Source organism: Rhodococcus sp. 14-1411-2a (genome assembly GCF_002259485.1).
GTDB lineage: Bacteria > Actinomycetota > Actinomycetes > Mycobacteriales > Mycobacteriaceae > Rhodococcoides.
Genome location: NZ_NPGA01000007.1, coordinates 1 through 24,875, shown reverse-complemented (window position 1 = coordinate 24,875; position 24,875 = coordinate 1). Strand labels below are relative to the sequence as shown.

The 24,875-nt window shown below is 64.2% G+C and carries 29 protein-coding genes; 11 read left to right on the top strand and 18 right to left on the bottom strand.

Annotated elements, in window-relative coordinates:
• Positions 1-26 precede the first annotated feature (26 nt).
• Positions 27-644: a TetR/AcrR family transcriptional regulator gene (locus CH291_RS02040; protein ID WP_094686754.1), complete on the bottom strand. Its 618-nt coding sequence runs from the start codon at positions 642-644 to the stop codon at positions 27-29.
• 153 nt (positions 645-797) lie between these two features.
• Between CH291_RS02040 and CH291_RS02035 the strand changes: the two genes are divergently transcribed.
• Genes CH291_RS02035 through CH291_RS02025 form a run of 3 tightly spaced genes read left to right on the top strand, consistent with a single transcriptional unit; the run spans position 798 to position 4,573 of the window.
• A complete protein-coding gene (locus CH291_RS02035; RefSeq protein ID WP_094686598.1) occupies positions 798-2,435 on the top strand; it encodes a class I adenylate-forming enzyme family protein in 1,638 nt (545 codons plus the stop codon).
• A complete protein-coding gene (locus tag CH291_RS02030; protein ID WP_068046850.1) occupies positions 2,432-3,724 on the top strand; it encodes an MFS transporter in 1,293 nt (430 codons plus the stop codon). Before CH291_RS02035 ends, CH291_RS02030 begins: the two co-directional genes overlap by 4 nt.
• 54 nt (positions 3,725-3,778) lie before the next feature.
• The gene (locus CH291_RS02025) at positions 3,779-4,573 is read left to right on the top strand and encodes a MerR family transcriptional regulator (RefSeq protein ID WP_094686597.1); all 795 of its coding nucleotides are present in this window, start codon (positions 3,779-3,781) and stop codon (positions 4,571-4,573) included.
• Here CH291_RS02025 and CH291_RS02020 read toward each other — a convergent pair.
• Positions 4,568-5,134 (bottom strand): TetR/AcrR family transcriptional regulator, encoded by a 567-nt coding sequence (locus CH291_RS02020; RefSeq protein WP_094686596.1) that lies wholly within the window; start codon positions 5,132-5,134, stop codon positions 4,568-4,570. The genes CH291_RS02025 and CH291_RS02020 overlap by 6 nt on opposite strands.
• A gap of 69 nt (positions 5,135-5,203) precedes the next feature.
• On the opposite strand from CH291_RS02020, the gene CH291_RS02015 reads away from it, so the two are divergent.
• Positions 5,204-5,581, top strand: a complete 378-nt coding sequence (locus tag CH291_RS02015) for a hypothetical protein (RefSeq protein ID WP_094639766.1) — start codon at positions 5,204-5,206, stop codon at positions 5,579-5,581.
• A gap of 110 nt (positions 5,582-5,691) precedes the next feature.
• Positions 5,692-6,516: a dienelactone hydrolase family protein gene (locus CH291_RS02010; protein WP_094686595.1), complete on the top strand. Its 825-nt coding sequence runs from the start codon at positions 5,692-5,694 to the stop codon at positions 6,514-6,516.
• Positions 6,517-6,558: 42 nt separating this feature from the next.
• Here CH291_RS02010 and CH291_RS02005 read toward each other — a convergent pair whose 3' ends face one another.
• Positions 6,559-6,924, bottom strand: a complete 366-nt coding sequence (locus CH291_RS02005; RefSeq protein WP_068046864.1) for a DUF1330 domain-containing protein — start codon at positions 6,922-6,924, stop codon at positions 6,559-6,561.
• Positions 6,925-7,083: 159 nt separating this feature from the next.
• On the opposite strand from CH291_RS02005, the gene CH291_RS02000 reads away from it, so the two are divergent.
• Positions 7,084-7,983 carry a 3-hydroxyacyl-CoA dehydrogenase gene (locus CH291_RS02000; protein ID WP_082898876.1) on the top strand — a complete coding sequence of 300 codons (900 nt, stop codon included), beginning with the start codon at positions 7,084-7,086 and terminating at the stop codon, positions 7,981-7,983.
• 98 nt (positions 7,984-8,081) lie between these two features.
• Here CH291_RS02000 and CH291_RS01995 read toward each other — a convergent pair whose 3' ends face one another.
• A complete protein-coding gene (locus CH291_RS01995; RefSeq protein WP_094686594.1) occupies positions 8,082-9,284 on the bottom strand; it encodes a helix-turn-helix domain-containing protein in 1,203 nt (400 codons plus the stop codon).
• Positions 9,285-9,382: 98 nt separating this feature from the next.
• Between CH291_RS01995 and CH291_RS01990 the strand changes: the two genes are divergently transcribed.
• Both CH291_RS01990 and CH291_RS01985 read left to right on the top strand, forming a co-directional pair.
• Complete coding sequence (locus CH291_RS01990; RefSeq protein WP_094686593.1) at positions 9,383-11,047, top strand: FAD-binding dehydrogenase; 1,665 nt, start codon at positions 9,383-9,385, stop codon at positions 11,045-11,047.
• A gap of 2 nt (positions 11,048-11,049) precedes the next feature.
• Positions 11,050-11,985, top strand: coding sequence for an MBL fold metallo-hydrolase (locus CH291_RS01985; RefSeq protein WP_094686592.1), 936 nt, complete (start codon positions 11,050-11,052; stop codon positions 11,983-11,985).
• 26 nt (positions 11,986-12,011) lie between these two features.
• On the opposite strand, the gene CH291_RS01980 is transcribed toward CH291_RS01985, so the two are convergent.
• The 8 genes from CH291_RS01980 to CH291_RS01945 all read right to left on the bottom strand — a co-directional run bounded on the left by CH291_RS01980 (position 12,012) and on the right by CH291_RS01945 (position 18,572).
• Positions 12,012-12,413, bottom strand: a complete 402-nt coding sequence (locus CH291_RS01980; RefSeq protein WP_094686591.1) for a LuxR C-terminal-related transcriptional regulator — start codon at positions 12,411-12,413, stop codon at positions 12,012-12,014.
• Positions 12,414-12,548: 135 nt separating this feature from the next.
• Complete coding sequence (locus tag CH291_RS01975) at positions 12,549-13,808, bottom strand: PP2C family protein-serine/threonine phosphatase (RefSeq protein ID WP_082898875.1); 1,260 nt, start codon at positions 13,806-13,808, stop codon at positions 12,549-12,551.
• Between the two features lie 15 nt (positions 13,809-13,823).
• On the bottom strand, positions 13,824-14,267 hold the full coding sequence (locus tag CH291_RS01970; RefSeq protein WP_094639771.1) for an ATP-binding protein: 444 nt from the start codon (positions 14,265-14,267) through the stop codon (positions 13,824-13,826).
• A 28-nt stretch (positions 14,268-14,295) separates the two neighbouring features.
• On the bottom strand, positions 14,296-14,685 hold the full coding sequence (locus CH291_RS01965) for an STAS domain-containing protein (protein WP_068046886.1): 390 nt from the start codon (positions 14,683-14,685) through the stop codon (positions 14,296-14,298).
• A gap of 31 nt (positions 14,686-14,716) precedes the next feature.
• Positions 14,717-15,073, bottom strand: coding sequence for an STAS domain-containing protein (locus CH291_RS01960; RefSeq protein WP_094686590.1), 357 nt, complete (start codon positions 15,071-15,073; stop codon positions 14,717-14,719).
• A 156-nt stretch (positions 15,074-15,229) separates the two neighbouring features.
• Entirely contained in the window at positions 15,230-16,822 is a 1,593-nt protein-coding gene (locus CH291_RS01955) for a phytoene desaturase family protein (RefSeq protein WP_094686589.1), read from the bottom strand.
• Entirely contained in the window at positions 16,819-18,138 is a 1,320-nt protein-coding gene (locus CH291_RS01950) for an APC family permease (RefSeq protein WP_094686588.1), read from the bottom strand. The genes CH291_RS01955 and CH291_RS01950 overlap by 4 nt, the downstream gene beginning before the upstream one ends.
• A complete protein-coding gene (locus CH291_RS01945) occupies positions 18,135-18,572 on the bottom strand; it encodes an SRPBCC family protein (protein WP_094639776.1) in 438 nt (145 codons plus the stop codon). Before CH291_RS01945 ends, CH291_RS01950 begins: the two co-directional genes overlap by 4 nt.
• Positions 18,573-18,782: 210 nt before the next feature.
• Here CH291_RS01945 and thiD point away from each other — a divergent pair, with 210 nt between their 5' ends.
• Together thiD and CH291_RS01935 are read left to right on the top strand one after the other, a co-directional pair.
• Positions 18,783-19,574, top strand: coding sequence for a bifunctional hydroxymethylpyrimidine kinase/phosphomethylpyrimidine kinase (gene thiD / locus CH291_RS01940; RefSeq protein ID WP_068046897.1), 792 nt, complete (start codon positions 18,783-18,785; stop codon positions 19,572-19,574).
• 103 nt (positions 19,575-19,677) lie between these two features.
• On the top strand, positions 19,678-19,983 hold the full coding sequence (locus tag CH291_RS01935) for a hypothetical protein (RefSeq protein WP_094686587.1): 306 nt from the start codon (positions 19,678-19,680) through the stop codon (positions 19,981-19,983).
• 50 nt (positions 19,984-20,033) lie between these two features.
• Here CH291_RS01935 and CH291_RS01930 read toward each other — a convergent pair whose 3' ends face one another.
• From CH291_RS01930 to CH291_RS01905, 6 genes are all read right to left on the bottom strand, one after another.
• Positions 20,034-20,261 carry a hypothetical protein gene (locus CH291_RS01930; RefSeq protein ID WP_094686586.1) on the bottom strand — a complete coding sequence of 76 codons (228 nt, stop codon included), beginning with the start codon at positions 20,259-20,261 and terminating at the stop codon, positions 20,034-20,036.
• Positions 20,258-20,518 carry a lipopolysaccharide assembly protein LapA domain-containing protein gene (locus tag CH291_RS01925; protein WP_068046905.1) on the bottom strand — a complete coding sequence of 87 codons (261 nt, stop codon included), beginning with the start codon at positions 20,516-20,518 and terminating at the stop codon, positions 20,258-20,260. The genes CH291_RS01930 and CH291_RS01925 overlap by 4 nt, the downstream gene beginning before the upstream one ends.
• Before the next feature lie 96 nt (positions 20,519-20,614).
• Positions 20,615-20,785 carry a CsbD family protein gene (locus CH291_RS01920; RefSeq protein WP_008718579.1) on the bottom strand — a complete coding sequence of 57 codons (171 nt, stop codon included), beginning with the start codon at positions 20,783-20,785 and terminating at the stop codon, positions 20,615-20,617.
• Between the two features lie 117 nt (positions 20,786-20,902).
• The gene (locus tag CH291_RS01915) at positions 20,903-21,709 is read right to left on the bottom strand and encodes a transglutaminase-like domain-containing protein (protein ID WP_068283468.1); all 807 of its coding nucleotides are present in this window, start codon (positions 21,707-21,709) and stop codon (positions 20,903-20,905) included.
• An 83-nt stretch (positions 21,710-21,792) separates the two neighbouring features.
• Positions 21,793-22,812, bottom strand: coding sequence for an LLM class flavin-dependent oxidoreductase (locus CH291_RS01910; protein ID WP_094686585.1), 1,020 nt, complete (start codon positions 22,810-22,812; stop codon positions 21,793-21,795).
• Positions 22,813-22,891: 79 nt separating this feature from the next.
• Entirely contained in the window at positions 22,892-23,473 is a 582-nt protein-coding gene (locus CH291_RS01905; protein ID WP_230074079.1) for a TetR/AcrR family transcriptional regulator, read from the bottom strand.
• 95 nt (positions 23,474-23,568) lie between these two features.
• On the opposite strand from CH291_RS01905, the gene CH291_RS01900 reads away from it, so the two are divergent.
• A complete protein-coding gene (locus tag CH291_RS01900) occupies positions 23,569-24,711 on the top strand; it encodes an acyl-CoA dehydrogenase family protein (RefSeq protein WP_068046915.1) in 1,143 nt (380 codons plus the stop codon).
• Positions 24,712-24,875: the final 164 nt, after the last annotated feature.

Genomic DNA, 24,875 nt, shown 5'->3' with positions numbered 1-24,875 from the left:
CGATCGGGTCAAGGATTCCGGGGCAGCTACTCCCGCCCGCCGGTCGCGGCTCCTACCGTACGACGGGCAATGTCGAGATACACCGCCACCAGCTCGGTCGGAGACAGCGGCCCGTCGGGTCGATACCACGTTGCGACACCGACGCACATCGTCGTGACGGCTCGGCTGGCATCCGCCGGGTGCGGAGTGTCGAAGACGCCGGACTCGACGCCGTCGACGACGATGGCGTCGAGCAGTCGTTGTTCCTCGTCCCGCTTCGCGATGTACGCGGCGCGATTCGCGGATTCGAGGCTGCGGATCTCCGTCGAACACACGAAGGCGGCGTCGCGTCGGTGAATGTGGAACAGCAGCAGGGACTCCACGACCGCGTCGAACCGATCGCTCGGCAACGGACCTGCTTCGTTCTCGGCCGATCGAGTCCGACTCAGCAGTTCGTCCATCGACGCGTCCATGATGCCGACCAGCAGGGCCTGCTTCGATGGAAAGTGGTGGTACAGGCCGGGAACGGACAGGCCCGCACCTGCAGCGATCTGCCGCACCGATGTGCCGTGGTACCCCTGCTCGACGAACGTGTTCAACGCCGACGCCAATGCTGGGGAGAGGTTCGATCCCTCGTACTTGCGCCAGATGTGGGTCGCGGTCATGCGCTTACCGTAGAGGTCGACCGGGTGGTCACCGGCCGCTACGCACCGGGTTGACACCGAAGTTGTGATCCGTAACACTGTGAACACCATCGCCGAGCGAGTGTTCGGTCGGTCCTCCTGGGCCGAGATTCCGGTCAACCGAAAGGGCCGTCCATGACCCTCGACAGAGCGATCGGGCCTGCGACCGTCCTCGACGGATGGCGCAGGAGAGTGTCCGACGCCCCGGACCGGCCGGCGCTGGCGTACTTCGACTCCGTGCTCACCGCCCGCGAGGCGGACGAGGCATCCGACGCCCTTGCGGCCGCCATGATCGACCGCGGAGTGACGCGCGGCGACCGTGTCGGCATCTATCTGCAGAACATTCCGCAGTACCCCCTGACCTTTCTCGCGCTGTGGAAGATCGGGGCGGTCGCGTTGATCCTCAACCCGATGTACCGCAATCGCGAACTGCGGACGCTGATCGACGACGCAGAACCGATCGCGCTCGTCTGCGACGAACACGATCTCGAAGCCCTCGGTTCGACACTGCGTGGTAGTACGGTTCGGCTGCTCGTGAGCACCAGTGGACTGGACCTGCAGACCCGCAACGACCCGCGCGTCTTCACTTCGACGTCTCGCGTGACCCCCCGCCCCGACGACGATCTCATGGGCCTGATCGATCTGTACCGTGGCCGGTCCGTTCCCGAATTCGCCCCGCACCCGGACGATCTCGCACTCCTGGCCTACACGTCCGGAACCACGGGACCGCCGAAGGGTGCGCAGATCTCGCATGCGAACGCATTCGCGACGGCCCTGGATTTCGGGGAACGGGCCGGTCTCGCCGACGGGGACGTCGTGTTCGCCGTCGCGCCGTTGTTTCACATCACCGGCGCGATGCTCGACGCGGCGGTTGCTCTGATACGCGACTGTGTGCTCGTCTTCGCTCATCGTTTCCATGCGTCAGTCACTCTCGACGCCTTCGTCGAGCACCGCGTCACGTACACCATCGGGTCGATCACGGTGTTCAACGCGATCTCCGAGACTGCAGGTGCGACGCGTGCCCACTTCGAGTCGGTGAAGGCCTTGTACTCCGGCGGCGCACCCATTCCGCCCGCAACGGTCACCGCTTTCGAGTCCGCATTCGGGTGCTACATCCACAACGCGTACGGCATGACCGAAACGACAGCGGGCGTCATCGCGGTGCCGCCCGGCACCCGAGCGCCGGTGGACTCCGCAAGTGGGTCGCTGTCCGTCGGGCTGCCGTTGCCGCGAGTGACGTTGCGTACGTTGGACTCCTCCGGGGAGCCGACAGCCGCGGGAATCGCGGGGGAACTGGAGATCTCGGGTCCGCAGGTGGTCTCGGGCTATTGGCGCAATCCCGATGCGACCGCGTCGACGATGCCCGGGGGTCGTCTTCGTACGGGAGACGTGGCGATCATCGACGAAGGCGGATGGGTGTATCTCGTCGACCGGCTCAAGGATCAGATCAACGTGTCGGGGTACAAGGTCTGGCCCCGAGAGGTCGAGGACACCCTCTACGAACATCCCGCGGTGTTCGAGGCCGCTGTGGTGGGCAGGCCCGACGACTACCAGGGCGAATCGGTGGTGGCCTACGTATCCCTGCGCAACGGCACCACGGTGACGCCGGATGCGCTGGTGGATTTCGCACGCGACCGACTGGCGGCCTACAAACGCCCGAAGGCCATTCACATCATCGACGAACTTCCCAAGACCCAGACCGGGAAGATTCGGCGTGCAGCACTCAAACCTGTTCCAGTGCAGAACCATTCGACCGAAAGCGACACTCCATGACCGTCGGATCATCACGCGATACCCGCTCGGCACCCGATATCTCCTCGCGGAAGAAATCGCTTTTCGCCAGCACCGTCGGCAACGTTCTCGAATGGTACGAGTGGAGCGCCTACGCGGTGTTCGCACCGTTCATCGCGGCGGCGATGTTCAGTCAGGCAGATCCGGTCTCGGCACTGCTGTCGACGTTGGCAGTGTTCGCCGTCGGATTCCTGATGCGGCCCCTCGGCGGCATCGTGTTCGGCCGGATCGCGGACAAGAAGGGCCGCAAGTTCGTTCTCGTCACCACGATGCTCATGATGGCGACCGGCAGCCTGCTGATCGGCATCATGCCCACCTACGGTGCGATCGGTGCCTGGGCCTCGGTACTGCTGTTGCTCGCACGCGTCATGCAGGGATTCGCGCACGGCGGTGAGTCGGCGACGGCGTACTCCTACGTCGGCGAGATCGCACCGCCGAACCGTCGGGGCATGTGGGGAAGCGTCGCGTTCGTCGCGATCTTCGGCGGGTCGGCTCTGGCGTACACGGTCGGTGGCGTCATCACCTCGACGCTGTCGGAATCGGCTGTCGGCCAGTGGGGTTGGCGTATCCCGTTCCTGCTGGGAGCACTCCTGGCGTTGTTCGCGCTCTACCTGCGCAAGAACATGGACGAGAGCGAGGTCTTCGATTCGGAGCAGAACAAGGTGGAACAGGCACCGATCGCACGCAAGACCGTCGTCAAGGCGATCGTGTTGATGATCGGAATGACGTCGGGAATCACTGCGGCGCACTACACCTGGACCTCCTACGTCTCGACGTTCGCCATCACGCAGCGGGGGATGAACCCGGACACCGCGTACTGGATGCTCGTCGTCGCTCAGTTGATAGCGCTGGTGTCCCTGCCGTTCTTCGGTCGTCTCTCGGATTCGATCGGTCGACGGCCGATGCTGGCCGCGTTCGCCGTGCTGATGTTCGTGCTGCAGATCCCGCTGACGATGATGATCTCGACGCAATGGTGGTCACTGCTGCTCCCGTCGACGGTGGCGTTGCTCGTCATCGCCGTCCCGGCATCCATCCTTTCCTCGACTCTCTCGGAAAGCTTTCCCACCCGACTCCGCACGCAGGCAATCGGATTCGCCTATTCGTTCTCGGTAGCGGTGTTCGGCGGAACTGCGCCGTATCTCAACCAGCTCTTCCTCGGCCTCGACTTGGGCTGGGTGTTCGGTGTGTACATCATGTTCCTGGCCGCTCTGACCGGTGTCGCCTGCTTCTTCATGAAGGAAACCAAGGGAATTCGACTCGAAGACGTGTGATCCGAACCGGCCGAGTTTGCTCCTGACGTGGCGTGAGGTTCTACCGTTGCCTGCATGAACAGCAGCGATTCCAGCACATGGGGCATCGGTGATGTGGCCCGTAGAACCGGCGTCACCGAGCGTACGTTGCGCTACTACGAAGAACTCGGTCTGCTCGCTCCCGTCCGAGACGGAGGGGGCAGGCGTCGCTACGACGGGGGTGACCTCGACCGGCTGTACCGGATTCGACTGCTCCGAGAACTGGGCACCCCGCTGGGCGATGTGGAGCCGGACGCAGCGGATCTCTTGCACCTGAGTCGGCAGCATCTGGCCGACCTGGACCGGCAGATGGCCGAGCTCGCTCGTGTGCGAGAGCGGGTTCGGGCGGTCGAGGACCGGCTACTGCATGGTGCTCTCCTCGGCGACGACGCGCTGTTGGACCTACTCTCGGGCCTGTCGGCCGAGGAGCCGGCAGTCACCAGACGCACCACGTTGCTGGTGTATCGCGACATCGCAGCAGCGCATTCCTACCTCGTCGACGTGTTCGGACTGGCTCCCGGGCCCATCGAATACGGCGGCGACAGAGCAGTGCACGGGGAAGTGCATGCGGGTGACGGTGTGGTGTGGCTTCACCGCGAGGCCTCCGAACATCGGATGGTGTCGCCGCTGACAACCGGATCGGTCACCGCATCGCTTGCGATCCTCGTCGACGACGTCGATGCCCACCACGCTCGCGTGGCGGCAACCGGGGCATCGATCGACTACCTGCCCACCGACATGCCCTACGGCGTCCGTGAATACAGCGTGCGCGATCCGGAGGGACATCTGTGGTCGTTCCAGACGCCGATCGAAGAACCGGCGTCGTCATGAACTCGGTCGTTCCCTCTGGGATCCACCGGTGTTCAGCAGTGACGTCGATGCGGTGGCGGCGAGATCGCTGCCTCCCAACAGACGCATGAGCAGTAGGCCGTCGAGCAGTGCCACTGCAGCTGTGGCCTCCATCCGTCGATGGTCCGGACTACCGACGACAAAGCCGCTGAGCCACTCGATCCAGCCCTCCACCAAGAGTGAGGCCACCGACCGGTAGGGCTCCAGTCCTGCAGTGGCTTGTCCTATCGCCTCGAAATACAGACCGAACAACGGATCGTATTCAGGTTTTGCCACGACCGGCCACGCCGCCGCGACGAGGGAGCGGTGGTCGTTCATCGGCGTCGGGAACGCCGTGGACAGCACGTGCTGCAATCGGTCTCCCACCACCGACAGAACGGACGTCAGAAGGTCGTCCTTCGTGGGGAAGTAGTAGACGACCATGCGATCGCTGATCTGCAGACGCGACGCGAGTCGGCCGAAAGTCAAGCGGCTCAGGCCGCCTTCCAGGGCAGCGTCCAACGCGCCGGACAGCATCTCTTCGCGCGAATGTTTGGTGGCCACGCCTTGATTGTAGTGGGCACTACAGGTAGCGTTTCTGTAGTAACCACTACAAAATCTGAAGGAGACGCTATGCGTTCACAGTCGACCCCGTTGCTCGCACTGTCGGTTCTGCGATCGACTGCCGGTTTGGTGTCGTGGGTCAGTCCTGCGCACTCGTGGCGCGCCTTCGGTCTCGGACCCATGCGTGAACCCGGAAGCGCCGGGGTGGCGACTCGCCTCTTCGGAGTACGCGATCTGGCACTCGGAATGGCGTTGCATCACCCGTCCTCGGACGTTCGAAAGGCGGCGGTGGCGGCCGGGGTCGGGATCGATGCCCTCGATGTCGCGGCGAGCGTGCTCGGCCGACGCGCGGGAGCGCCCGCCGCGAGTCTGTTCGGAGTTGCGGCCGGTGCCACGCTTTTCGTCGCGCTGGGTGTGACCGTTCTGGCCGACACGAACTCGTGGTGAGTGCGTAAGCGACACGTGTTCGATCGACGTCGTGTCGATCCGCGATGATCTAGCTTTGATCGCAAGCGTCGGCTCGGCGCGGTGAACCCTTGGCAGAAGGACGCACTCCCATGACCGATGACGCACTGGCCGACTTCGAGCGAACCGAGTTCACCGCGGACGGGCGGACAGCGCCCGTCTATCGCATCGGAACCGGACCTGCTGTAATCGTGATGTCGGAAATGCCGGGCATCACTCCCAGGGTGGCGGACTTCGCGAGAACCGTCGCCGGAATCGGTTGTACGGCCGTCGTTCCGCACCTGTTCGGAGTCGACGGCAAGGATCCGCTGACCGCGCCGCTGGGAGCGCTCGGCACCGTTGCCACCATGTCCCGCGCCATGGTGCCGGCGTGCATCAGTCGCGAATTCACCATCCTCGCTACCGGTGAATCGTCGCGCATCGTGGTGTGGTTGCGGGCTCTGGCGGCGCAGGAGCACGAGCGCTGCGGCGGACCGGGCGTCGGTGCCATCGGAATGTGCTTCACCGGCGGATTCGCTCTCGCCATGGCGGCGGACGATCGACTGATCGCACCGGTGCTCTCGCAGCCGTCGCTCCCGTTCGCGGCATCGAAGTCTCGCGCTCGATCCATCGATATCACCCCGGGCGATCTCGACAAGGTCAAAAGTCGTTGTGCAGCAGGGGAACTCACGGTCCTGGGGATGCGCTTCGAGGGCGACAAGATGTGCCCGCCTGTGCGATTCCAATGGCTGCGAGAGCAGCTCGGCGACGCATTCGTCTCGGTGGAACTACCCGACTCCTCGTTCAACCCGGAAGCCTTCGGACCGCCGCATTCCGTTGTCACGGAGGGACTCATCGACGAACCAGGGCAGCCGACACGGCAGGCTTTGGACCAGGTACTCGACCTGTTCCGCAGTAAGTTGCTCGCAACGCCGTGAAGTCCCTCTTTGCGAACGCGGATGCGAAGCCTAGGGGCGAATTCACGACCACGGAATGGTGGCCTGCAGGACCGCCTCTGTCAACGCGGCGGTCCGTAACGCCGTCACCGTCTGATACTCGGGATCGGCCACCATCTCGCTGAACGCCTTACGTGACGGGTACTGGACCAGGAGCACTGCATCCCAGGCCTGTCCGTCCTCGGCGGCAAGTGCGGTCGAACCGTCGCCCGCGTACAGCACCGTCGCGCCGTAGCGCGGGAGAAACGTCTCGTCCAGTGCTTTCGCATATTCCGCGTAGGAATCGCGGCCACCTTCGGCGAACCGAAGCAGGTTGAGCATCACCACCGGCCCACCGGGGTCTTCTTCGAGGTAGCGCTTCAGGTCTCTTCCGCGGGGATCGACAGCCATCGTTCGAGTATGCGTGAACCGTCGATCCTGTGGAGTGTAAAGCGCCGTCGTCGGTCGAGTCGGTCCGCTGTTGGACCCCACGAGACGATGGCTTCGCGCTCAGCGGTAGAACTTGGAGAGCGGGAAACCAGTGACTACATAAAGGGAAGTGTGTCGTCCATGACCGATGTCGATAACGTGACCGTACTCGGAACCGGAGTGCTCGGTTCGCAGATCATGATGCAGGCTGCTTACCACGGAAAAACCGTTGTGGGATACGACATTTCCGACGAATTACTTGCCAAGCTGCCGGACCGCTGGGAATGGATGCGCGGATACTACAAGCGTGACCTGAAGACTTTCGACGAGGAGCGATTCGACGAGGCCATCGAATCCATCACGACCACCACCAGCGTCGCCGAGGCCGTTTCGGACGCCGACCTGGTGATCGAAGCAGTTCCGGAGGATCTCGACCTGAAGAAGAAGGTCTGGTCGGATATCGGCGCGTCCGCTCCGCCGAAAACTATCTTCGTGACCAACTCGTCGTCACTACTGCCCAGCAGTTTCGCCGAGGCCACCGGGCGGCCGGAAAAGTTTCTTGCATTGCACTTCGCCAATCTCGTGTGGCGGTACAACACCGGTGAGGTGATGGCAACTGCTGCAACAGATCCTGTCTACTTCGATATCGTACTGAGCTTTGCGTCGGAGATCGGTCTCGTTCCCGTTCCGGTCCGTAAGGAAATTCCGGGATACGTGCTGAACAGCCTTCTGATCCCGCTGCTGCAAGCAGGAGCCAACCTTTACGTCGGCGGGGTTGCCAATCCGGCGGACATCGACAACGTGTGGCGCATAGCCACCGGGGCACCCGCCGGTCCGTTCCAGATATACGACACTGTCGGCTTCAACGTCGCTGCACACATCGCGCGCGCACACGGTGGCGAGGATCAGGTCAAATTTGCCGACATACTGCAAAAGGGTATCGACGCGGGAAAGACCGGTCTCGGGGACGGTGAAGGCTTCTACACGTACGACTCCGACGGCCGGCGACTCGATGCTGTCGAGTCGTGGAACATCAACTGAATCGCTCGATCACCGTCCCAAGAAGGTGACGAGTCCTCGTTTGGATCCATGCATGGGTGTCCGGGTTCTCGATGTGCCCGGCATTGCCGAAGGCCGGATCAACCGAGTTGCCGGAGTTGAATCGCAGTGTCCAACGCGAGTCGATGCCACGCAGATCGGGGATCTCGGCCGGTCAGTTCCTGGGCTCGGCGCAGTCGGTAGCGCAGAGTCTGCGGGTGTACCTGTAGTCGGGTGGCGGCAGCCGTTGCCGTACCGGTGGCGATGAAGGCCGAAAGGCCTTGCAGAATATGTTCGTTCGCCGCCTCGGTCAGCGGACCGAGCACGCCACGTACCACCTCGCTCGTGTCCGCGGTGGGGCGCGCGGTCAGCAGTGCCAGCAGCTGACCGTCGCCCTGATCGAGCAGTGCCCGGTCGTCGAACGCGTGATCCGGTGCGGTGTCCAGCGCTTCCGATGCGAGTCGCCACGAACTGCTGATACCGGCAATGGTGGATCTCTCCACGAGGCATCCGCGCAGCATCAGATCTCGAGACGCGAGGTCCGCCTCGGCGCGGTGGATCGATGGTGGCAACAACACGATCGCACGTTGCTCGCGCCGAGTGCACAAGTGGCTCCGCTGACCCGACGGCGCGGTGCGGTCCGGCGGAACGAGTCCTACTGCGAGGACCAGCGATTCGACGGTGTCGTCGGACATGGGTCGGCCCGGATCTGTCGATTGCACCACAAGCAGATTCGGGTGCGTGGGCAGCTTCAGGTCGAGTTCGCGCGAACGATCCGACACCGTCCCGGGTGAGTTGTGTCTGGCAGCAAGCAGGTCGTCGAGCAGCGCGGCATGCGCCTGCGCACGGTTGGATGTGAGCTGTTCGCGCGCAATGACGTACGCGCCGATGATTTCCTCGGAGATTGCGTCGATGGCGTCGAGTACGCCGAGGCCGAGTTCGGCAATGTCCGGTGGTTCGAGTACATCGAGATACTCGGTTGTCACGTGCCGAACGAACACGCTCGACGCGACTCGATACGCACGCAGCACATCGGCCAGCGGGCGCCCGTCCGCTGCGCGCGCGGCACCTATCGCGCGGAATCTACTGTGGTCACGGTCGTCGATCGTCCGATCGCCATGCGCCCACAGGGCCATCAACCGCCTCAGCGACCAATATGCGATGGCCTCGACATCGGCCAACTGCGCACCCTGCAGTGATCGGTAGACCGGGATCGCGTCGCGAATCGCGTGTACTGCGGATGCGACGACGGGGCCCAGCTCAGATTCGATCTTCGCGACTACGGCGACCCGCGCTGGGTACATCGACCTACCTCCCCACTCTTTGTCAGTATCTGACAAATCCTATAGTCATTTGAGGCAGTTTCCTTGAGATCCGGCACCGACGACAGCACAGTGGGGCAATGGACGCAGACGTGATCGTGGTGGGTGCAGGCTTGGCCGGACTGGTGGCGACCGCCGAACTGGCCGACGCCGGAAAGCGGGTGCTGCTCCTCGACCAGGAGCCCGAGCAGAACTTGGGCGGTCAAGCGTTCTGGTCGTTGGGCGGTCTGTTCATGGTGGACACCCCGGAGCAGCGACGCATGGGCATCAAGGATTCCGCAGAGCTTGCGTGGCAGGACTGGCTCGGAACCGCGACCTTCGACCGCGGCATCGACGATCCCGCGGGCGAGGATTACTGGGGGCACCAGTGGGCGCGCGCGTACCTCGATTTCGCGGCGGGGGAGAAACGGTCCTGGCTGCACGCGCAGGGTGTGCGGTGGGTTCCCATCGTCGGGTGGGCCGAACGTGGTGGCTACCTCGCCGAGGGGCACGGCAATTCGGTTCCGCGGTTCCATCTGACCTGGGGTACCGGTCCAGGGGTCGTTGCGCCGTTCGAGCGACGCGTACGTGAGGCCGCCGACAAAGGGTTGGTGCGCTTCGGTTTTCGTCACCGCGTCGACGAGTTCATCGTCAGTGCAGGCACAGTCGAGGGAGTCCGCGGCGCACTTCTCGAACCCAGTGCCGCGGAGCGAGGTTCGGGCAGTAGCCGCGTCGAGGTCGGCGAGTTCGAGTTGCGTGCCGGAGCCGTGCTCGTCACGGCGGGCGGCATCGGAGCCAACCACGACCTGGTACGGGAGAACTGGCCGGCGCGGTTGGGAACAGCTCCGCAGTCCCTGATCTCGGGAGTCCCCGAACACGTCGACGGCCGCATGCTCGGCATCACCGAGAAAGTCGGTGGCCGTCTGGTCAACAAAGACCGCATGTGGCATTACACCGAGGGCATCAAGAACTGGAATCCGATCTGGAAGAACCACGGAATCAGAATCATTCCCGGCCCGTCGTCCATGTGGTTCGACGCGCGGGGGCGACGGTTTCCGGTTCCGAACTTTCCGGGATTCGATACTCTCGGAACGTTGAAAGCCATCCAGGACAGTGGATTCGAGTACTCCTGGTTCGTTCTGACGCAGAAGATCATCGAGAAGGAGTTCGCACTCTCGGGATCGGAGCAGAACCCGGATATCACCGGAAAGAACCTCAAGCTCGTTCTCGGCCGGGTGTTGCCCGGTGCCAGCGAACCGGTGGAGGCGTTCAAGAAGAACGGAGAGGATTTCGTCGTCGCCGACACACTCGCCCAACTCGTCCAGGGAATGAACAGGGTCTCCGGCGAAGATCTGATCGACCTCGCCGATCTGAAGCGGCAGATCGAGGCCCGCGACCGCGAGGTCGACAACCCGTTCACCAAGGACCTGCAGATCTCCGCGATCCACAATTCGCGTCGATCGCGCGGAGAGCGCATCGCGCGTACCGCCTCACCGCACAAGATTCTCGATCCCAAATCGGGTCCGTTGATCGCCGTGCGGTTGAACATCATCACGCGAAAAACATTGGGCGGCATTCAAACCGACCTGCAGGGTCGTGTCCTCGACGGCGACGGACAGGCGATAGACGGCTTGTGGGCGGCAGGTGAGATCGCCGGTTTCGGTGGCGGCGGTGTGCACGGGTACCGCTCGTTGGAGGGAACGTTTCTGGGTGGGTGCATCTTCGGCGGTCGGCAGGCCGGACGAGCGCTCGCTGCGCAAGCGTGAGAGTGGCCCGGAGAATCGGTCGTCCCGCGCTGCCGGGTCCGACGGAGATCGCCACCACTGCGTCGGCGAGTCCGCGGTCGCCGGTGACGGTGTCGTTCCTCGGTGTGAGCACGGTGCTCTTCGACGACGGCGAATCGGCGATCCTCACCGACGGCTTCTTCTCGCGACCGTCGCTTCCGAAAACCCTTGCCCTACCGCTGCGGTCGGACATACGGCGCATCGATGCGGCCCTGCGCAGAGCAGGGATCACCACGCTCGACGCTGTGCTGTGCGCACACTCGCACTACGATCACGCACTCGACTCGGCGGCGGTAGCGCTGCGCACCGGTGCCGTTCTGGTCGGCGGTTCCTCGACCGGTTTCATCGGGCAGGGTTCGGATCTCCCGAACGACCGGATCGTCGTCGTCGAGAACGGTGGGACAACGTCGCACGGCAGCTTTGCCGTCACGTTCGTCGAATCGGTTCACTCGTATCCGGATCGAGCGCACGGAACGATAGACCGGCCACTGACCCAACCGGCTCGGGTGCGTGAGTACCGGTGCGGGGAGGCATGGTCGATGCACGTCGAACACGTTCCGAGTGGCCGCACCGCACTCGTGCACAGCAGCGCCGGTTTCCGGTCCGGCATGCTCGACGGTCGCCATGCCGAGGTGGTCTACCTCTCGATAGGACAACTCGGCCGCCGACCGCGCGCGTTCGTCGAGCAGTACTGGCAGGAGACGGTCGCAGCGGTCGGTGCCCGACGCGTGGTACTGACGCACTGGGACAACTTCTTTCGGTCTCTGGACGAACCACTGCAGGCGCTCGCGTACGCCTTCGACAACATGTCTGCCTCCATCGATGTGCTGGACGCCTGCGCGCGACGAGACGGGATCGTCCTCGAACTGCCGACCCTGTGGCGACGCGCGGACCCATGGTCCGACCGAGGCCGAGTGTGATTCGGGACCGTCTCAGTGCAGATCGGTCAGAGATCCTCGAGGGTGATCAGACCGTCCTGCAGCGCCCGGGCCACGAGTGGGGCCTTGGTGGGTGCCGCCCGACCGACGGTGGCATACTTCGCCCGAATTCGAGACAGGTGGGTGTTGACCGTGCCGAGCGCGATGTGCAGAACCGCGCACACTTCCTGTTTGGAGTCGCAGCGCAACCATGCACCGAGGACTGCGATTTCACGCGCGGTGAGCCCGGAATCAGCAAACCTCGGCGCTTCCTGCAGTGGCCGAGGCGTATCGGTGCCCGAGTTCGCAGCGGTCCTGGCTCGCACGGCCGATGCAGTGCGGCGCGGCGCGAATCGCTGCGCCGGGTGGATCGCAGTACCGGTTGCTGCCTGATTTGTCGTGGTCGACGGACCTGTACTCGTCTCTCGCATGCATCGCCCACTGTCCGACTTGGGTGTTTCGAGTATCCGACCACGCGGAAAAACATGAAACAACACCAAGCGGTTCGAGGTGGAAGACCGTATTGGAGAGTGCTGTCGACAAAGCTTTACTTGCTTGTAAAACTGCTACGAGTCGGCCTCGGGCCGGGGTACCTCGAAGGCGAGCAGTGCGACGTCGTCCTGCAGGCCGTCCCCGAAGGACGCCAACAGTGACGTGAGATCGTCGACGATCTTCGGTGCAGTGGTCGCACCCTTTCTCGCAGCGAAGGATTCGAGGCCACCGTCGTCGTCGAAGCGCGTCCGCCCGGGTCCGACGATCGCTTCGGTCAATCCGTCGGTGTAGAACGCCATGACGTCGCCGGGGCGCAGGGTCACCGATGCCGATGCGAAGTGCGGCTCGGCCAACGCTCCGACCAACTGGCCACCTGTGGTGTCGACGAAGTCGACGACGGCGTCGTGCGTGATACGCAGTGCCGGCGGATGTCCGCCGCTGGCGAGGTCCACCACTGCGCCGTCCGGTCCCGGAGTGATGGTGCCGAAAACCACCGTGCAGAAACGTGGGTCGTCTCCGTGGAACTCGTGGTGCAGAACGGTATTGAGGTTGTCGAGCACCGCGATCGGGTTGCGGTCGAACACTGCGGCGGCGCGGAGGGTGTAACGGGTCAGTGAGGTCACGGCGGCGGCGCCCGCGCCCTTACCGCTCACGTCACCGAGGAAGAAACCCCACGTCTGTTTGTCGAGCGGAAACACGTCGTAGAAGTCGCCGCCGACCTCGTCGATGGATGCGGGGTGATAGTGCGCTGCCACGTTCATGCCCGTCGGAGCCGACAGGATCGGCGGCAGCAGAGTGCGTTGCAGCGTCGACGCCAGAATCTGTACCTGGGTTTTCTCCGCCTCGGCCTGCTTGCGTGCTTCTTCCGAGGCCCCCAGTGCGTCCTGCGATCTGTCCAGAGCGGCCTCGGCATCGTCCTGGGCGGCCTCCGCGTTGTGGCGGGCGTCGACCAGATCCTTCTCGCGCACATGGCGTTCGGTTTCGTTGTGCAGCGTCATCGTCACCGTCACGGCCCCCTCGGGCGTGCGCAGACTGTTGGCCAGGATCGACACGGCTATCGCGGCACGTCGATCGGATGCGACGGTCAATTTCGCGTCCGCTCCGACCGGCGAGTCCGATTCCGACGTCGACACGACATCCATCAGAGCCGCCAGGATCGGCTCGAACTCGACCGTGAACAGATCGGTGACCGACATTCCGACGAGCGTCTCGCGGCTGCGCGCGGTGATCCGCGCGGCGGCCGCGTTGGCGTAGAGGATTTGCGAGGTGGCGACGTCGACCGAGAACACGCCGCACGGTGCAGTGTCGAGTAGATCAGCAGCCGTGGCGGACATGGGGACTCCCTTCGGTCATGACGAGCGGGTGGCGGATCTCGATCGGTCGGTTGTCATCGGGTCGGTCCATACAGCAGTGACCATTGTGCCGAAACCGGGTCGGTGGTCGACCATGAGATCGTCGGCCACCGCGGCTGCGAGTTGCAGCCCGTGACTGCGATTGGTCGTCGGATTCGGTGGACGCCACGTCCCGGTGTCGGAGATCGTCACCGTCAGCGCCCGGTGTTCGTAGGCGGCGGTGATCGTCATCGTCCCGGCCTCGGGCGCCGAGTGGTACGCGTGTTCGACCACGTTCGCGAGGGCCTCGTAGACCCCGAGGACGATGTCGTCCACCAGATCGTTCCTCACTCCGAGTTCGACGACCCACTGGTGCAACCGACGCCGGAGGGCTGTCGCCACGGCCGGTTCGGCCGACGCGGTGTGGGTCCAACGACTGGGAGCGAGACTGCTTTCGGTCATCGCGGAAGCCCGACTCGGTGTCGGCCGGTCATCGGTCGACCTCTGCATCGAGCGCAGCCGACCGAACGTGGGCAACCGCGTCGGGCACGGTCGTGAAGGTCGCCATCACCCGATCGATTCCACTGAGCTGGACCGGCCGAACCACGACTCCGTCGACCGCTACCAGCGCCATGCGCGAGGCATCGGGTAGTCGATCGCACACTCGTACCAGCACTGTGATTGCGCTGGAAGAGAGGAAGCTGACGTCCGTGAGGTCCACCACGAGACCACCTCGTGCGGTGTCGGCCGCGGGGAATGCGACGGCCGACAGTTCCGGGATGGTGTCGAGATCGAGTTCGCCTCGAACGGTGAGGACGGTCGTCGCGTCGTGTGCTGCCGCCGCGATCTCGAAGGCTGCTCCGGTCGGCTCGTCTGGCATGTTCTCGACGTTACCTGTTATCCGGTCCGATTCACGATCGAAACGTGTCGGCGAACAGGCCGCCTGCACCCAGTACCTCCAGGACCATGCGCACCGACCGTGCGGGTGCGAGTACGTCGATCTTACCGGGATGAACGTAGGTGGCGTCGATGATCGCGTTGGCCACGCCGGAGTACATGAACGACACCTCCGACAGATCGACCGAGACCTGATCGGACGCGTAGGCCAACCGGTCGAGACTGTGGACGAATTCGGCTCGAGTCGACATGTCCAGTTCGCCGAAGGCGCGCAGAGTGTTGTGGCCGTTCGAGCCCATGACAGTTTCGAGTCGGAATACGCCCTCGTCATCGCGAATGGAGCGTTCCATGGTTGCGGTGCTTTTCAACATGCTTACCTCTTCCCCGAAGCGATTGTTCCCGGCGGGTGCCCCTCCGGTCACGAAACGCTGAGTTGTTGTGGGTTCAACAATGTCAGCGTCCGATTTCGGAAGACTCCGGCGAAGGTCTCGAACCGGTAACGAAAGATCTCTCTTCGATAACGGCGTTCACCGGGTCAACATGTCGATGAGTGAACCGGTGACTTTCTTCTTCACCCAGCCGGTGACACCTCGCTGGCCGAGCGCTGCCCGGGCGGCATTGAGCCCGGCTGCTCCGTGCACTCCGCCACCGGGGTGCGCCGATGCCGAGCCCAGGAACAGACCCTCCACCGGCGTCTCCGACCGACCCAGACCCGGTGTCGGTCGAAATATCAACTGCTGCTGCAGCTGTGCGGTTCCGCCGTTCACCGCACCGCCGTGCAGATTCGCGTCGGCACCGTACAGATCGCTCGGTCGCTGTACGACCCGCCCGACGACCGAATCGAGGAACCCCGGTGCGTGGGCGTCGAGGACTTCGTCCACCCGATCAGCCACGGTGTCGGCGGCCGCGTCGTCGACGACGCCTCTCGGCAGATGCGTGTAGGCCCAAGCGCTTTCGGTGCCCTCCGGTGATCTGCTCCGATCGGCAGTGGTCATCTGACCGAACAGCATGAACGGACTCGCGGGAAGGACTCCGGTCGTGAGATCGGCTGCCCAATGCACGAGACCGTTGTCGTCCGCACCGAGATGAACGGTGCCGGCATCGGCCAGAGACGGTGAATTCCAAGGGATTCTACGATCGAGCGCGTAGTTGACCTTGACCACAGGGGTGTCCCACTCGAAGGTGCGCAGGTCGTCGTGCACACGGCGCGGCACGGCGTCGTACGGAAGCAGCGAACCGTAGAGCGCCGGTGCGGACACGTCGGCCACGATCGCTCGGCGCGCCCGAAACGTGTCTCCGGCGGCGGTGTGCACCGCCCGAGCTCGACCGCCGCGCACCTCGATGTGCTCGACCGCCTGACCGCACTCCAGCACCGCACCCGATGCGGCGCCACGCCGAATCAACGCGGACGTCAGCGCAGAGGATCCGCCGACGGGGGTAGGAAACCCGACGTCCTGGGCCAGCATCGTGAGCAGCCAGCCCATCATCCCGCTCACGGGGGCGTCGGTCGGGACGTCACCGTGCATGGCGTTGCCCAGCAGGAGGCAGCGAGCGGCCTCGCTGTGGAAGAGTTCGTGAGCCATCACGCGGGCGGGAAGGGCGGCGAATCGTGCGAAGCGCAGCGTCTCGGGTACGCCCAAGGCGTGGACGAGGCGGGCCGCGGGGACGACGGGTGGAAACGGTCCGAACAGCGAGTTCATGAAGGGCTCGCGAATGCGCTCCCACTGCTCGAAGAGTCGCAACCAGGTGCGGCCGTCCCGCGCGTCGTGTTCCGACAGCCGCGCGGCGGTGGTCTCGACATCGTGGTGGACGACCGGAGCGTCGGTGTCGTGCGGCGACCGCGCATGGCCGTACACCGCGGGGGAGTGCGACCACTGCAGCCCGTGGCTTTCCAACTCGAGTGCCTTCATGGCAGGCGAGGCGAGCGCCAGCGGGTAGAACGCGCTGAAGAGGTCGCTGGTGAAACCGGGAACGAGCTCGGCGCTGCGCACAGCGCCGCCGGGATGTTCGGCGGCCTCGAGGACCACGACGTCCCAGCCGGCGTCTGCCATCGCTGCCGCCGCGACCAAGCCGTTGTGGCCACTGCCGATCACGATCGCGTCTACTTCGGTCGTGGTCATCGGGATGTACTCCTCTGCTCGGTCTTGGTCCTGCCGGTCAGAACGGTACCGACGAAGTACAGCGCTACGCCTACCGCAATAAGCAGTCCGGCGCGGAGCCACGTTGCTCCCGACTGCTGGGTCAGCAGTACGGCACAGGTGATCAGCGCCAGGACGGGAAGTGCTGTGGGCGTTCGGAAATGGTCGGTCTCTGCCCGATCTCGGCGTAGTACGAGCACGGCGACGTTGGTGCTGACGAAGACGAACAGCAGCAGGAGCACCACGGTTTCGGCCAGTGCCGCAACAGAACCGGTGGTGGCCAGGACCATCGCGACAGCTGTGGTGGCGACGATGGCAGTCCACGGTGTCTTGCGACCCGGCAGAACCTCGGCGAGCAATCCGGGGAGCAGACCGTCGCGCGCCATCCCGAACGTCAGCCGCGATGCCATGATCATCGTCAGCAACGCGCCGTTGGCGACAGCGACGAGTGCGATCAGACCGAAAACCGACGGCGGAATGCCGGCATCCGCTGCAGCGACGACCTCGAGCAGTGGACCGGTGGACTGCGACAGTGTGTCGGCAGGTACGACCGTCGACACAGCAAGCCCGACGAGCACGTACACCACACCGGCCACGGTGACGGCACCGAGGAGGGCTCGTGGGTAGACCCGGCGCACGTCCTCGACTTCCTCGGCGATGTTCGCGGACGTCTCGAAACCCACGAACGAATAGAAGGCCAGCAGAGCCGCGCCGAGAACCGCCAAGGTCGGTGTCGTCTCGTCGGTGAATTCGAGGACGCGAGAGGGCACACCGTCGCCGCGGCTCAACACCAGTCCGGCAAGGGCGATGACGACGACCAGCCCGGACACCTCGACCACCGTCATCACGAGATTGGCGCGGAGAGACTCGGTGATACCGCGCGCGTTGAGCAACCCGATCAACAGCAGGAAGACCACTGCAGCGGGTACGGCAGGCACGTCGAGGAACACGCCCAGATAGTCACCCGAAAAGGCGAGTGCCAGCCCGGCCGCACTGGTGACACCCGCGGCGAGCATCGAGAATCCGACGAGGAACGACACCATCGGTTTGCCGTACGCCTGTTGCGCGAAGACCGCCGCGCCGCCCGCCCTCGGATATTTGGTGACCAACTCTGCGTACGACGCCGCGGTCAGCAGCGCCATCAGCAGCGCGACGAGCATGGGGAGCCAGATCGCTCCGCCGACCTCACCCGCGATCTCACCGACGAGAGCATAGATTCCGGCACCGAGCACATCGCCGAGAATGAACACGAACAGCAGTTTTCCCGAAACTGCTTGTCGCAGTGGGGTCTTGGTCACGGTGCAGTGGACCGCTCGGCCAGGAGTGCAAGCCTGCGCAGCGCCTCGGCGTTGCGTGGATGCGCCAGAAGATGTTGGACCCGGTCCGGGACCAGATCGAAGGGTGCCGTGATTGCGTGCTCGATGATTTCGATGCGGCAGCCCGAGGCGAGAGGATGCAGTCGCACTGTTATCGAGGCCTTTCCGAACGGCAGTGCACGGGCTTCGAGCACAAGTTCTCGACCGGCATGGAGTCCCACCGACCGCGTGACGTCACTGAGTACCGCAGGCCACGCACCCACCGAGTGATGAATGGAGCTGCCGACTGCGGGCCAGTTGCCGTCGACAGCGCGGATGCGGGACGCGCCGACGACCCAGGTCGCATAGCTCCATCCGTTCGCCAGGACGTCCCAGACGTCCTCGCAGGTGGCTGACGTATTTCTGCTGGTGGGCACGATTCGGCCTCCGAAACTCTCGTCGTTGTGCGTGATTGCACGATCTCCGATCGTGCTCCGCTACTCCTGGGCTCGAAGTCGATGTACTGCGCGGTGTCGTCGGTTGCTCGATGAGACGCACCGACTTCGACGTATGCCCCGAAACCTCCGGACCCAATCCCGTGGCGACCACTCGCGTCGGTGCCGATCTGCGATTGTCATACTGAGGCCATGTCGACAATCGCCTATGTCATCGCTGGTTCGGAAGCCACCGGCGGAGCCGGTCTGCAAGCAGATCTCAAGACATTCGAGCGGCTCGGGGTCTACGGAGTCGGCACGATCACGTGCATCGTCTCGTTCGATCCGAAGGCGGGCTGGGGGCACCGATTCGTGCCCATCGACAGCACGGTCATCGCCGATCAGATCGAAGTGGCCACTGCCGCACACGATCTCGATGTCGTCAAGATCGGCATGCTCGGCACCCCCGTCACCGTGGACACGGTAGCGGCGTCGCTGCGCCTGCAGCCGTGGCGGCACGTGGTCGTCGATCCGGTCCTGATCTGCAAGGGCCAGGAGCCGGGTGCCGCACTCGACACCGACAATGCCCTGCGGCGCGAGATCCTTCCGTTGGCCACCGTGATCACCCCCAATCTGTTCGAGGCGCAGACCTTGTCCGGAATGGACGCCATCGACACCGTCGACGATCTGGGTGAAGCCGCCAAGAGAATCGCCGACCTCGGGCCTCGTTTCGTGGTGGTCAAGGGTGGCACAGGTCTGCCCGGCGACGAGGCCGTCGACGTCGTCTACGACGGGTCCGAACTGACCGTGCTGCGCGCCCCCAAGGTGGGCGAAGAGCGCGTGTCGGGTGCCGGCTGCGTGTTCGCCGCAGCCATCACCGCGGAGCTCGCGAAAGGCGCAGACGTGCTCGACGCCGTCGCGACGGCCAAGGATTTCGCGCACGTCGGCATCGTCGGACGACTCGCGAGCCGCGCCCCGTTCGCGGCAGTGAGTTGGCACGACTGACCATCCGATCCGATCTCAGGTTTACCGCCGGTCACAAGCGGGCAGCCGACGCGGACGGCTCGTCTCGAACGGGACGAACGGTTCGTATCCGGAGAGGATCCACATGGCAGACGAGAACACGAGCGAAGCCGACGCCGGGGCAACCGACGACGACCGGACGACGCGCGGGCATGCGGGTGAGGCAATCGTCGACACACGCAACTGGCCCGGGTACATCTGTATCGGAGTGGCGTTGGTGAGTCTCGGTCTCACTCTCACCGCGGCAGGTTACGGATTCACCGGGTGGGTGTGGATCGGGGCCATTGCCGCGCCGGTGCTACTCGTCTCCGGGATTGCCCTGGTCCTTCTGGAGCGCAAGCGTGTCAAGGCCAAGGAAGGCAAATCCCTCACCGACCCGGCGGGTCATTGACCGTTTGCCATGCCGGCCGGCGCTGCTGGTCGACGCACCCGTGGACCGGCCTAACGGAGGGCGTGCTCGGAGTTCCTGGCCTTCTTGCCCTGCGACTTTTCGGCTCGCCTCTGCGCGAATCTGCCGGCCGATTTCAGGCCTCTGGACACGAAGTTGTCCTTTCCTGTTCGCTTTTCGAGGCTCTGACCGGCGAAGGCCAGCAGTCGGGCCAGGATGGGTAGACCGATCGCGACGACGAGGTAGCGGTACAGGTACTTACGGGCAAGCAGGGGGATCATCGGACTGCGCGTCGAACCTTGAGCGCTGCGGTCGCGGTCAGCGTGATGACGGCACCGACGACGGCTGCACCGAGCAGAGAGACACCCTGGCCGAGGTCGAAGTTCCAACCCAGGAAGTTGATCGTGGTGTGCACGGTGTTCTGGAGCACGAAGATCACCAGCGCTGCGACCAGGACGAGCGTGATCAGGAGGGCGAACTTCGAGGCGAATCCGCCGCGTCGCTTGGGGGCCTTGGTCGTGTCTGTCGATGTGGTCATGAGGGGAATCCGTTCTCTGGTGTGAGGAAAAGTGGGAGTGAAAAGCAAGTGCCGCCGATCATCGAGATCGGCGGCACTCGATGTGATGGAGGGTGGTTACTTGAAGGTGTCCTTGATGTTCTCGCCGACCTTCTTCACGCCTGCCGAACCCTGGTCCTTCTTGCCCTCGGCCTCGAGGTCCTTGTTGTCGGTGGCGTCGCCCACAACCTCCTTGGCCTTGCCGATGGCGTCTTCTGCAGCGTTCTTGGCCTTGTCGATGAAGCTCATGGTGTTGCCCTTTCAGGTGGCTGTGATTGTTGGTAACGGATACTTAGTCGGTTTCCGCCTCCGAAAACAAACGCCGCTGTGATGTAGCTCATATCACTGCGGTGTTCGCTCGGAACATCAGGTGAGGGAGACCAGCTCGGTGATGTCGTCCTGAGGCAGCTCGCCGTCGACCACGGCGGTCACGACCGAACTGTTCAGGGTGATCGCACCCTTGTGGTTGTCCAGGAATGCGGTGTCGGCAGCATCGCGGCCGACCGAGATTCGTACCAGCGTCGAGCGCGGGGCGAGGCAGGTGGCATCGACAACACGCCACTGGCCGCCCACGAACGCCTCGGCGACGGCATGGAAGTCCATCGGATCGCAGCCGGGTGCGTACACCGCCACCAGCCGAGCCGGAACGTTGACCGCACGCAGCATGGCGACCACGAGGTGCGAGTAGTCCCGGCAGACACCCTGTCCGGCGAGCAGTGTGTCGACGGCTCCGTCGATCGGATCGCTGCTTCCCGGAACGTAATTCAGACGTGCGCCCACCCATGCGGAGATCTTCGCCAGCAGTTCCTCGGAGTCCGCGTAGTCGCCGAATTCGGTCGCGGCGAACCCGTAGAACTTGTCTGCTTCGGCGTATCGGCTCGGCCGGAGGTAGAGCGACATGTCGTAGTCGGTGACCGGAGCCGGGGTGGTGTTGCCCAGAATGGTGGCGTCGTACGAGACCTGCAGATTGCCGACGTCGGCAGGCATGACGTGGATCCGGTTGCCGTGCGGTCCGCTCACTTCCTTGGCCTCGATGGGGTTACCGTCGAGGACGAAGGACAGTGACTCGGTGACCGTCGTACCTGGGTGCGGTGCGACTGCGATCTGGAATTCGAGCGTGGTGGCTGCGGTGATGTCTACATCGAGGCGCGCGGATACGTCGCGTTTGAGCATGGGAACTCCTGGCAGGTGGGGTGGGTGAACCTGCTGCCAGTACCCACGTTCACCGAAGCCAAACGCCGCTGCTCAGCAGGTGATCAACGCCACCCAAGGGCGGGAGCGACGTCGCGCAGCAGTGTCTCGAGCACGTGAGCGCAGTAATCGACGCCCAGTTGGTTGGGGACGGTGAGCAGCAGAGTGTCTGCGGCAGCGATCGCTTCGTCGGTGGCCAGTTCCTCGATCAGCCGGTCGGGCTCGCCCGCGTAGGTCTTGCCGAACCGTGCTTTGCCGCCGTCGAGGTAGCCGACTTGGTCTTCGCCGGTGCCCTCTCGGCCGAAGTAGGCCCGATCGAGATCGCTGACGATCGGAAAGATGCTGCGGCTCACGGACGTTCGCGGCGCGAAATCGTGGCCGGCATCGCTCCACGTCTTGTGGAAACGTTCGATCTGTTCGGCCTGCAGTTGATGGAACGGCACACCGGTGTCTTCGCTCAGCAGTGTCGAGCTCATCAGGTTCATACCCTGGCGCGCGGTCCACTCGGCGGTCTCGCGAGTTCCGGCACCCCACCAGATGCGCTGACGCAAACCGGGAGAGTGTGGTTCGAGGCGCAGCAGGCCGGGTGGGTTGGGGAACATCGGCCGTGGATTCGGCTCCGCGAAGCCCCTGCCCTCGAGAAGATCGAGGTAGATGCGGGTGTGCTCACGCGCCATATCGGCATGATCCGAGCCGTCGGCGGGTGCGTAGCCGAAGTAGCGGTAACCCTCGATGACCTGCTCGGGCGATCCTCGACTGATGCCGAGTTGCAGCCGTCCGCCGGAGATGAGGTCGGCAGAGCCCGAGTCCTCGGCCATGTAGAACGGGTTCTCGTAGCGCATGTCGATGACGCCGGTGCCGATCTCGATGGTGCTCGTCTTGGCGCCGACGGCAGCGAGCAGAGGGAACGGCGACGCGAGTTGGTTGGCGAAGTGATGGACGCGGTAGTACGCGCCGTCGGCACCGAGTTCTTCGGCTGCGACCGCGAGGTCGATGGACTGCAGCAGCACGTCCGACGCGGACCTCGTCTGCGACTGTGGGGATGCCGACCAATGTCCGAAGGACAAGAATCCGATCTTCTTCATCACGCGCTCTTTCGTTGAAGGATCAACTAAGTTCACTGTACTGCAGCGTGTGTCGAGGTGGATTCATTCCCGGCTCCGGCTAGGCACCGATTCCGGCGGTCAAGAGCTTCGCCAATTCGAGATAGGCGTCGCCGTCGCTCAACCCCGTCAGGCGAAACACCTCACGCGTCTGGATGCGCACCATGACCGAGGAGGCGACATCGCCGACGAATGCGGCGTGCACGTCTCGTACTTCACCGCTGGCCACGCCCTCGCTGATCAACTCCTGAACACGCCGAGCGGCGATCGCGGTATTGCGCTCGTACACCGAACGGGCGGATTCGAGAGACGCCAGATCGGTCATGAACTGCTCGGACGCCGATTCCAGGGCTGCGCCGACGGCGGTGAGATATGTGGTGATGCGATTGCGGGTGCCGTCCACCTCGGCGACCGCGTTCTCGACCTGGGTGGTCATGGACTTGAAGTAGTGCACTGTGGCACCGCCGACGAGTTGATCCTTGCTCGACGCCAGTGTGTACAGCGTGGACTTGGAGCATCGGAGGCGGGCAGCGATGGTGTCGAGCGTCAGGTGGGCGAAGCCCTCTGCCAGAAACAGGCTCACGAGCTGGTCGAAGAGCTCGGAACGGCGTGCCGTGGCATGCGAGGTCACGGGTGCGTTCACATCAGGGATGGTACTGCATCGCCTTGTGCAGTACTGTGCATCAGTACTGCGGATCATCCGGCAGTACTGATCCGAACTTCCCGGAGGTTTTTCACGTGCCCGTCGATCGTCTGTTGCCCACTGCCGAAGCGCGCGACCTCATCGCGCTGACCCGCGACGTGGCAGACAAGGTGCTCGACCCGATCGTCGACGATCACGAGCGGCGTGAGGCGTACCCGGACCATGTGTTCGCCACCCTGGGGGAGGCAGGACTGCTGAGCCTGCCGTACGCGGAGGAATGGGGCGGTGGTGGCCAACCGTACGAGGTCTACCTCCAGGTCCTCGAAGAACTGGCGTCGCGCTGGGCGGCAGTGGCCGTTGCAGTGAGCGTGCACGGTCTGGCCTGCTATCCCGTGATGGCCTTCGGTACCGACCGACAGAAAGCCGACAAGCTTCCCGACATGCTCGGCGGGGCTCAGATCGGTGCCTACTCGTTGTCCGAGGCGCAGGCCGGTTCGGACGCTGCCGCACTCAGTTGCAAGGCCACCCCGACCGAGGGCGGCTACACGGTGAACGGTTCGAAGGCGTGGATCACGCACGGTGGAGTGGCGGACTTCTACAACCTGTTCGCCCGAACAGGTGAAGGATCCAAGGGAATCTCGTGCTTCCTCGTTCCGGACGGAACCGACGGCCTGAGCTTCGGTAGGCCCGAGGAGAAGATGGGGCTGCACGCCGTCCCGACGACCTCGGCGCACTACGACAACGTGCACGTCCCCACCGAGTGGCGAATCGGTGCGGAGGGGCAGGGGCTGCAGATCGCCTTCAGCGCGCTCGACGCCGGACGGCTCGGAATCGCCGCTGTAGCAGTGGGAATCGCCCAGGCGGCACTCGACGACGCGGTGAAGTACGCCCAGGAGCGTACGGCGTTCGGCAAGAAGATCATCGACCACCAGGGCCTCGGTTTCGTATTGGCGGACATGGCGGCCGCAGTGGACTCCGCTCGCGCCACCTACCTCGACGCCGCCCGTCGGCGTGACGCCGGACTTCCTTACTCGCGCAACGCTTCCGTGGCAAAGTTGATCGCCACCGATGCGGCCATGAAGGTGACCACCGACGCGGTACAGGTCTTCGGCGGCTACGGCTACACCCGCGACTTCCGCGTCGAGCGATACATGCGCGACGCCAAGATCACCCAGATCTTCGAGGGCACCAACCAAATTCAGCGTCTGGTGATCGCCCGATCGCTCGCAACCAGCTGACATCAGAACCCATTCGACACGCCCGAACAGCAACCGTAGGGGACACCTTCATGACCACGACCGAACCCGATATCCATACCACTGCGGGTAAATTGGCCGATCTTCGTAAACGTCTCGCGGTTGCGGAGATTCCGTCCGGTGAGGCAGCGGTGGACAAGGTCCAC

Bases quoted from the DNA above. Each gene is read 5' to 3' on its own strand.
- CH291_RS02040 (WP_094686754.1), bottom strand. From the start codon at position 644: ATGACCGCGACCCACATCTGGCGCAAGTACGAGGGATCGAACCTCTCC.
- CH291_RS02035 (WP_094686598.1), top strand. From the start codon at position 798: ATGACCCTCGACAGAGCGATCGGGCCTGCGACCGTCCTCGACGGATGG.
- CH291_RS02030 (WP_068046850.1), top strand. From the start codon at position 2,432: ATGACCGTCGGATCATCACGCGATACCCGCTCGGCACCCGATATCTCC.
- CH291_RS02025 (WP_094686597.1), top strand. From the start codon at position 3,779: ATGAACAGCAGCGATTCCAGCACATGGGGCATCGGTGATGTGGCCCGT.
- CH291_RS02015 (WP_094639766.1), top strand. From the start codon at position 5,204: ATGCGTTCACAGTCGACCCCGTTGCTCGCACTGTCGGTTCTGCGATCG.
- CH291_RS02010 (WP_094686595.1), top strand. From the start codon at position 5,692: ATGACCGATGACGCACTGGCCGACTTCGAGCGAACCGAGTTCACCGCG.
- CH291_RS02005 (WP_068046864.1), bottom strand. From the start codon at position 6,924: ATGGCTGTCGATCCCCGCGGAAGAGACCTGAAGCGCTACCTCGAAGAA.
- CH291_RS02000 (WP_082898876.1), top strand. From the start codon at position 7,084: ATGACCGATGTCGATAACGTGACCGTACTCGGAACCGGAGTGCTCGGT.
- CH291_RS01995 (WP_094686594.1), bottom strand. From the start codon at position 9,284: ATGTACCCAGCGCGGGTCGCCGTAGTCGCGAAGATCGAATCTGAGCTG.
- CH291_RS01990 (WP_094686593.1), top strand. From the start codon at position 9,383: ATGGACGCAGACGTGATCGTGGTGGGTGCAGGCTTGGCCGGACTGGTG.
- CH291_RS01980 (WP_094686591.1), bottom strand. From the start codon at position 12,413: ATGCGAGAGACGAGTACAGGTCCGTCGACCACGACAAATCAGGCAGCA.
- CH291_RS01975 (WP_082898875.1), bottom strand. From the start codon at position 13,808: ATGTCCGCCACGGCTGCTGATCTACTCGACACTGCACCGTGCGGCGTG.
- CH291_RS01970 (WP_094639771.1), bottom strand. From the start codon at position 14,267: ATGACCGAAAGCAGTCTCGCTCCCAGTCGTTGGACCCACACCGCGTCG.
- CH291_RS01965 (WP_068046886.1), bottom strand. From the start codon at position 14,685: ATGCCAGACGAGCCGACCGGAGCAGCCTTCGAGATCGCGGCGGCAGCA.
- CH291_RS01960 (WP_094686590.1), bottom strand. From the start codon at position 15,073: ATGTTGAAAAGCACCGCAACCATGGAACGCTCCATTCGCGATGACGAG.
- CH291_RS01955 (WP_094686589.1), bottom strand. From the start codon at position 16,822: ATGACCACGACCGAAGTAGACGCGATCGTGATCGGCAGTGGCCACAAC.
- thiD (WP_068046897.1), top strand. From the start codon at position 18,783: ATGTCGACAATCGCCTATGTCATCGCTGGTTCGGAAGCCACCGGCGGA.
- CH291_RS01935 (WP_094686587.1), top strand. From the start codon at position 19,678: ATGGCAGACGAGAACACGAGCGAAGCCGACGCCGGGGCAACCGACGAC.
- CH291_RS01930 (WP_094686586.1), bottom strand. From the start codon at position 20,261: ATGATCCCCCTGCTTGCCCGTAAGTACCTGTACCGCTACCTCGTCGTC.
- CH291_RS01925 (WP_068046905.1), bottom strand. From the start codon at position 20,518: ATGACCACATCGACAGACACGACCAAGGCCCCCAAGCGACGCGGCGGA.
- CH291_RS01920 (WP_008718579.1), bottom strand. From the start codon at position 20,785: ATGAGCTTCATCGACAAGGCCAAGAACGCTGCAGAAGACGCCATCGGC.
- CH291_RS01915 (WP_068283468.1), bottom strand. From the start codon at position 21,709: ATGCTCAAACGCGACGTATCCGCGCGCCTCGATGTAGACATCACCGCA.
- CH291_RS01910 (WP_094686585.1), bottom strand. From the start codon at position 22,812: ATGAAGAAGATCGGATTCTTGTCCTTCGGACATTGGTCGGCATCCCCA.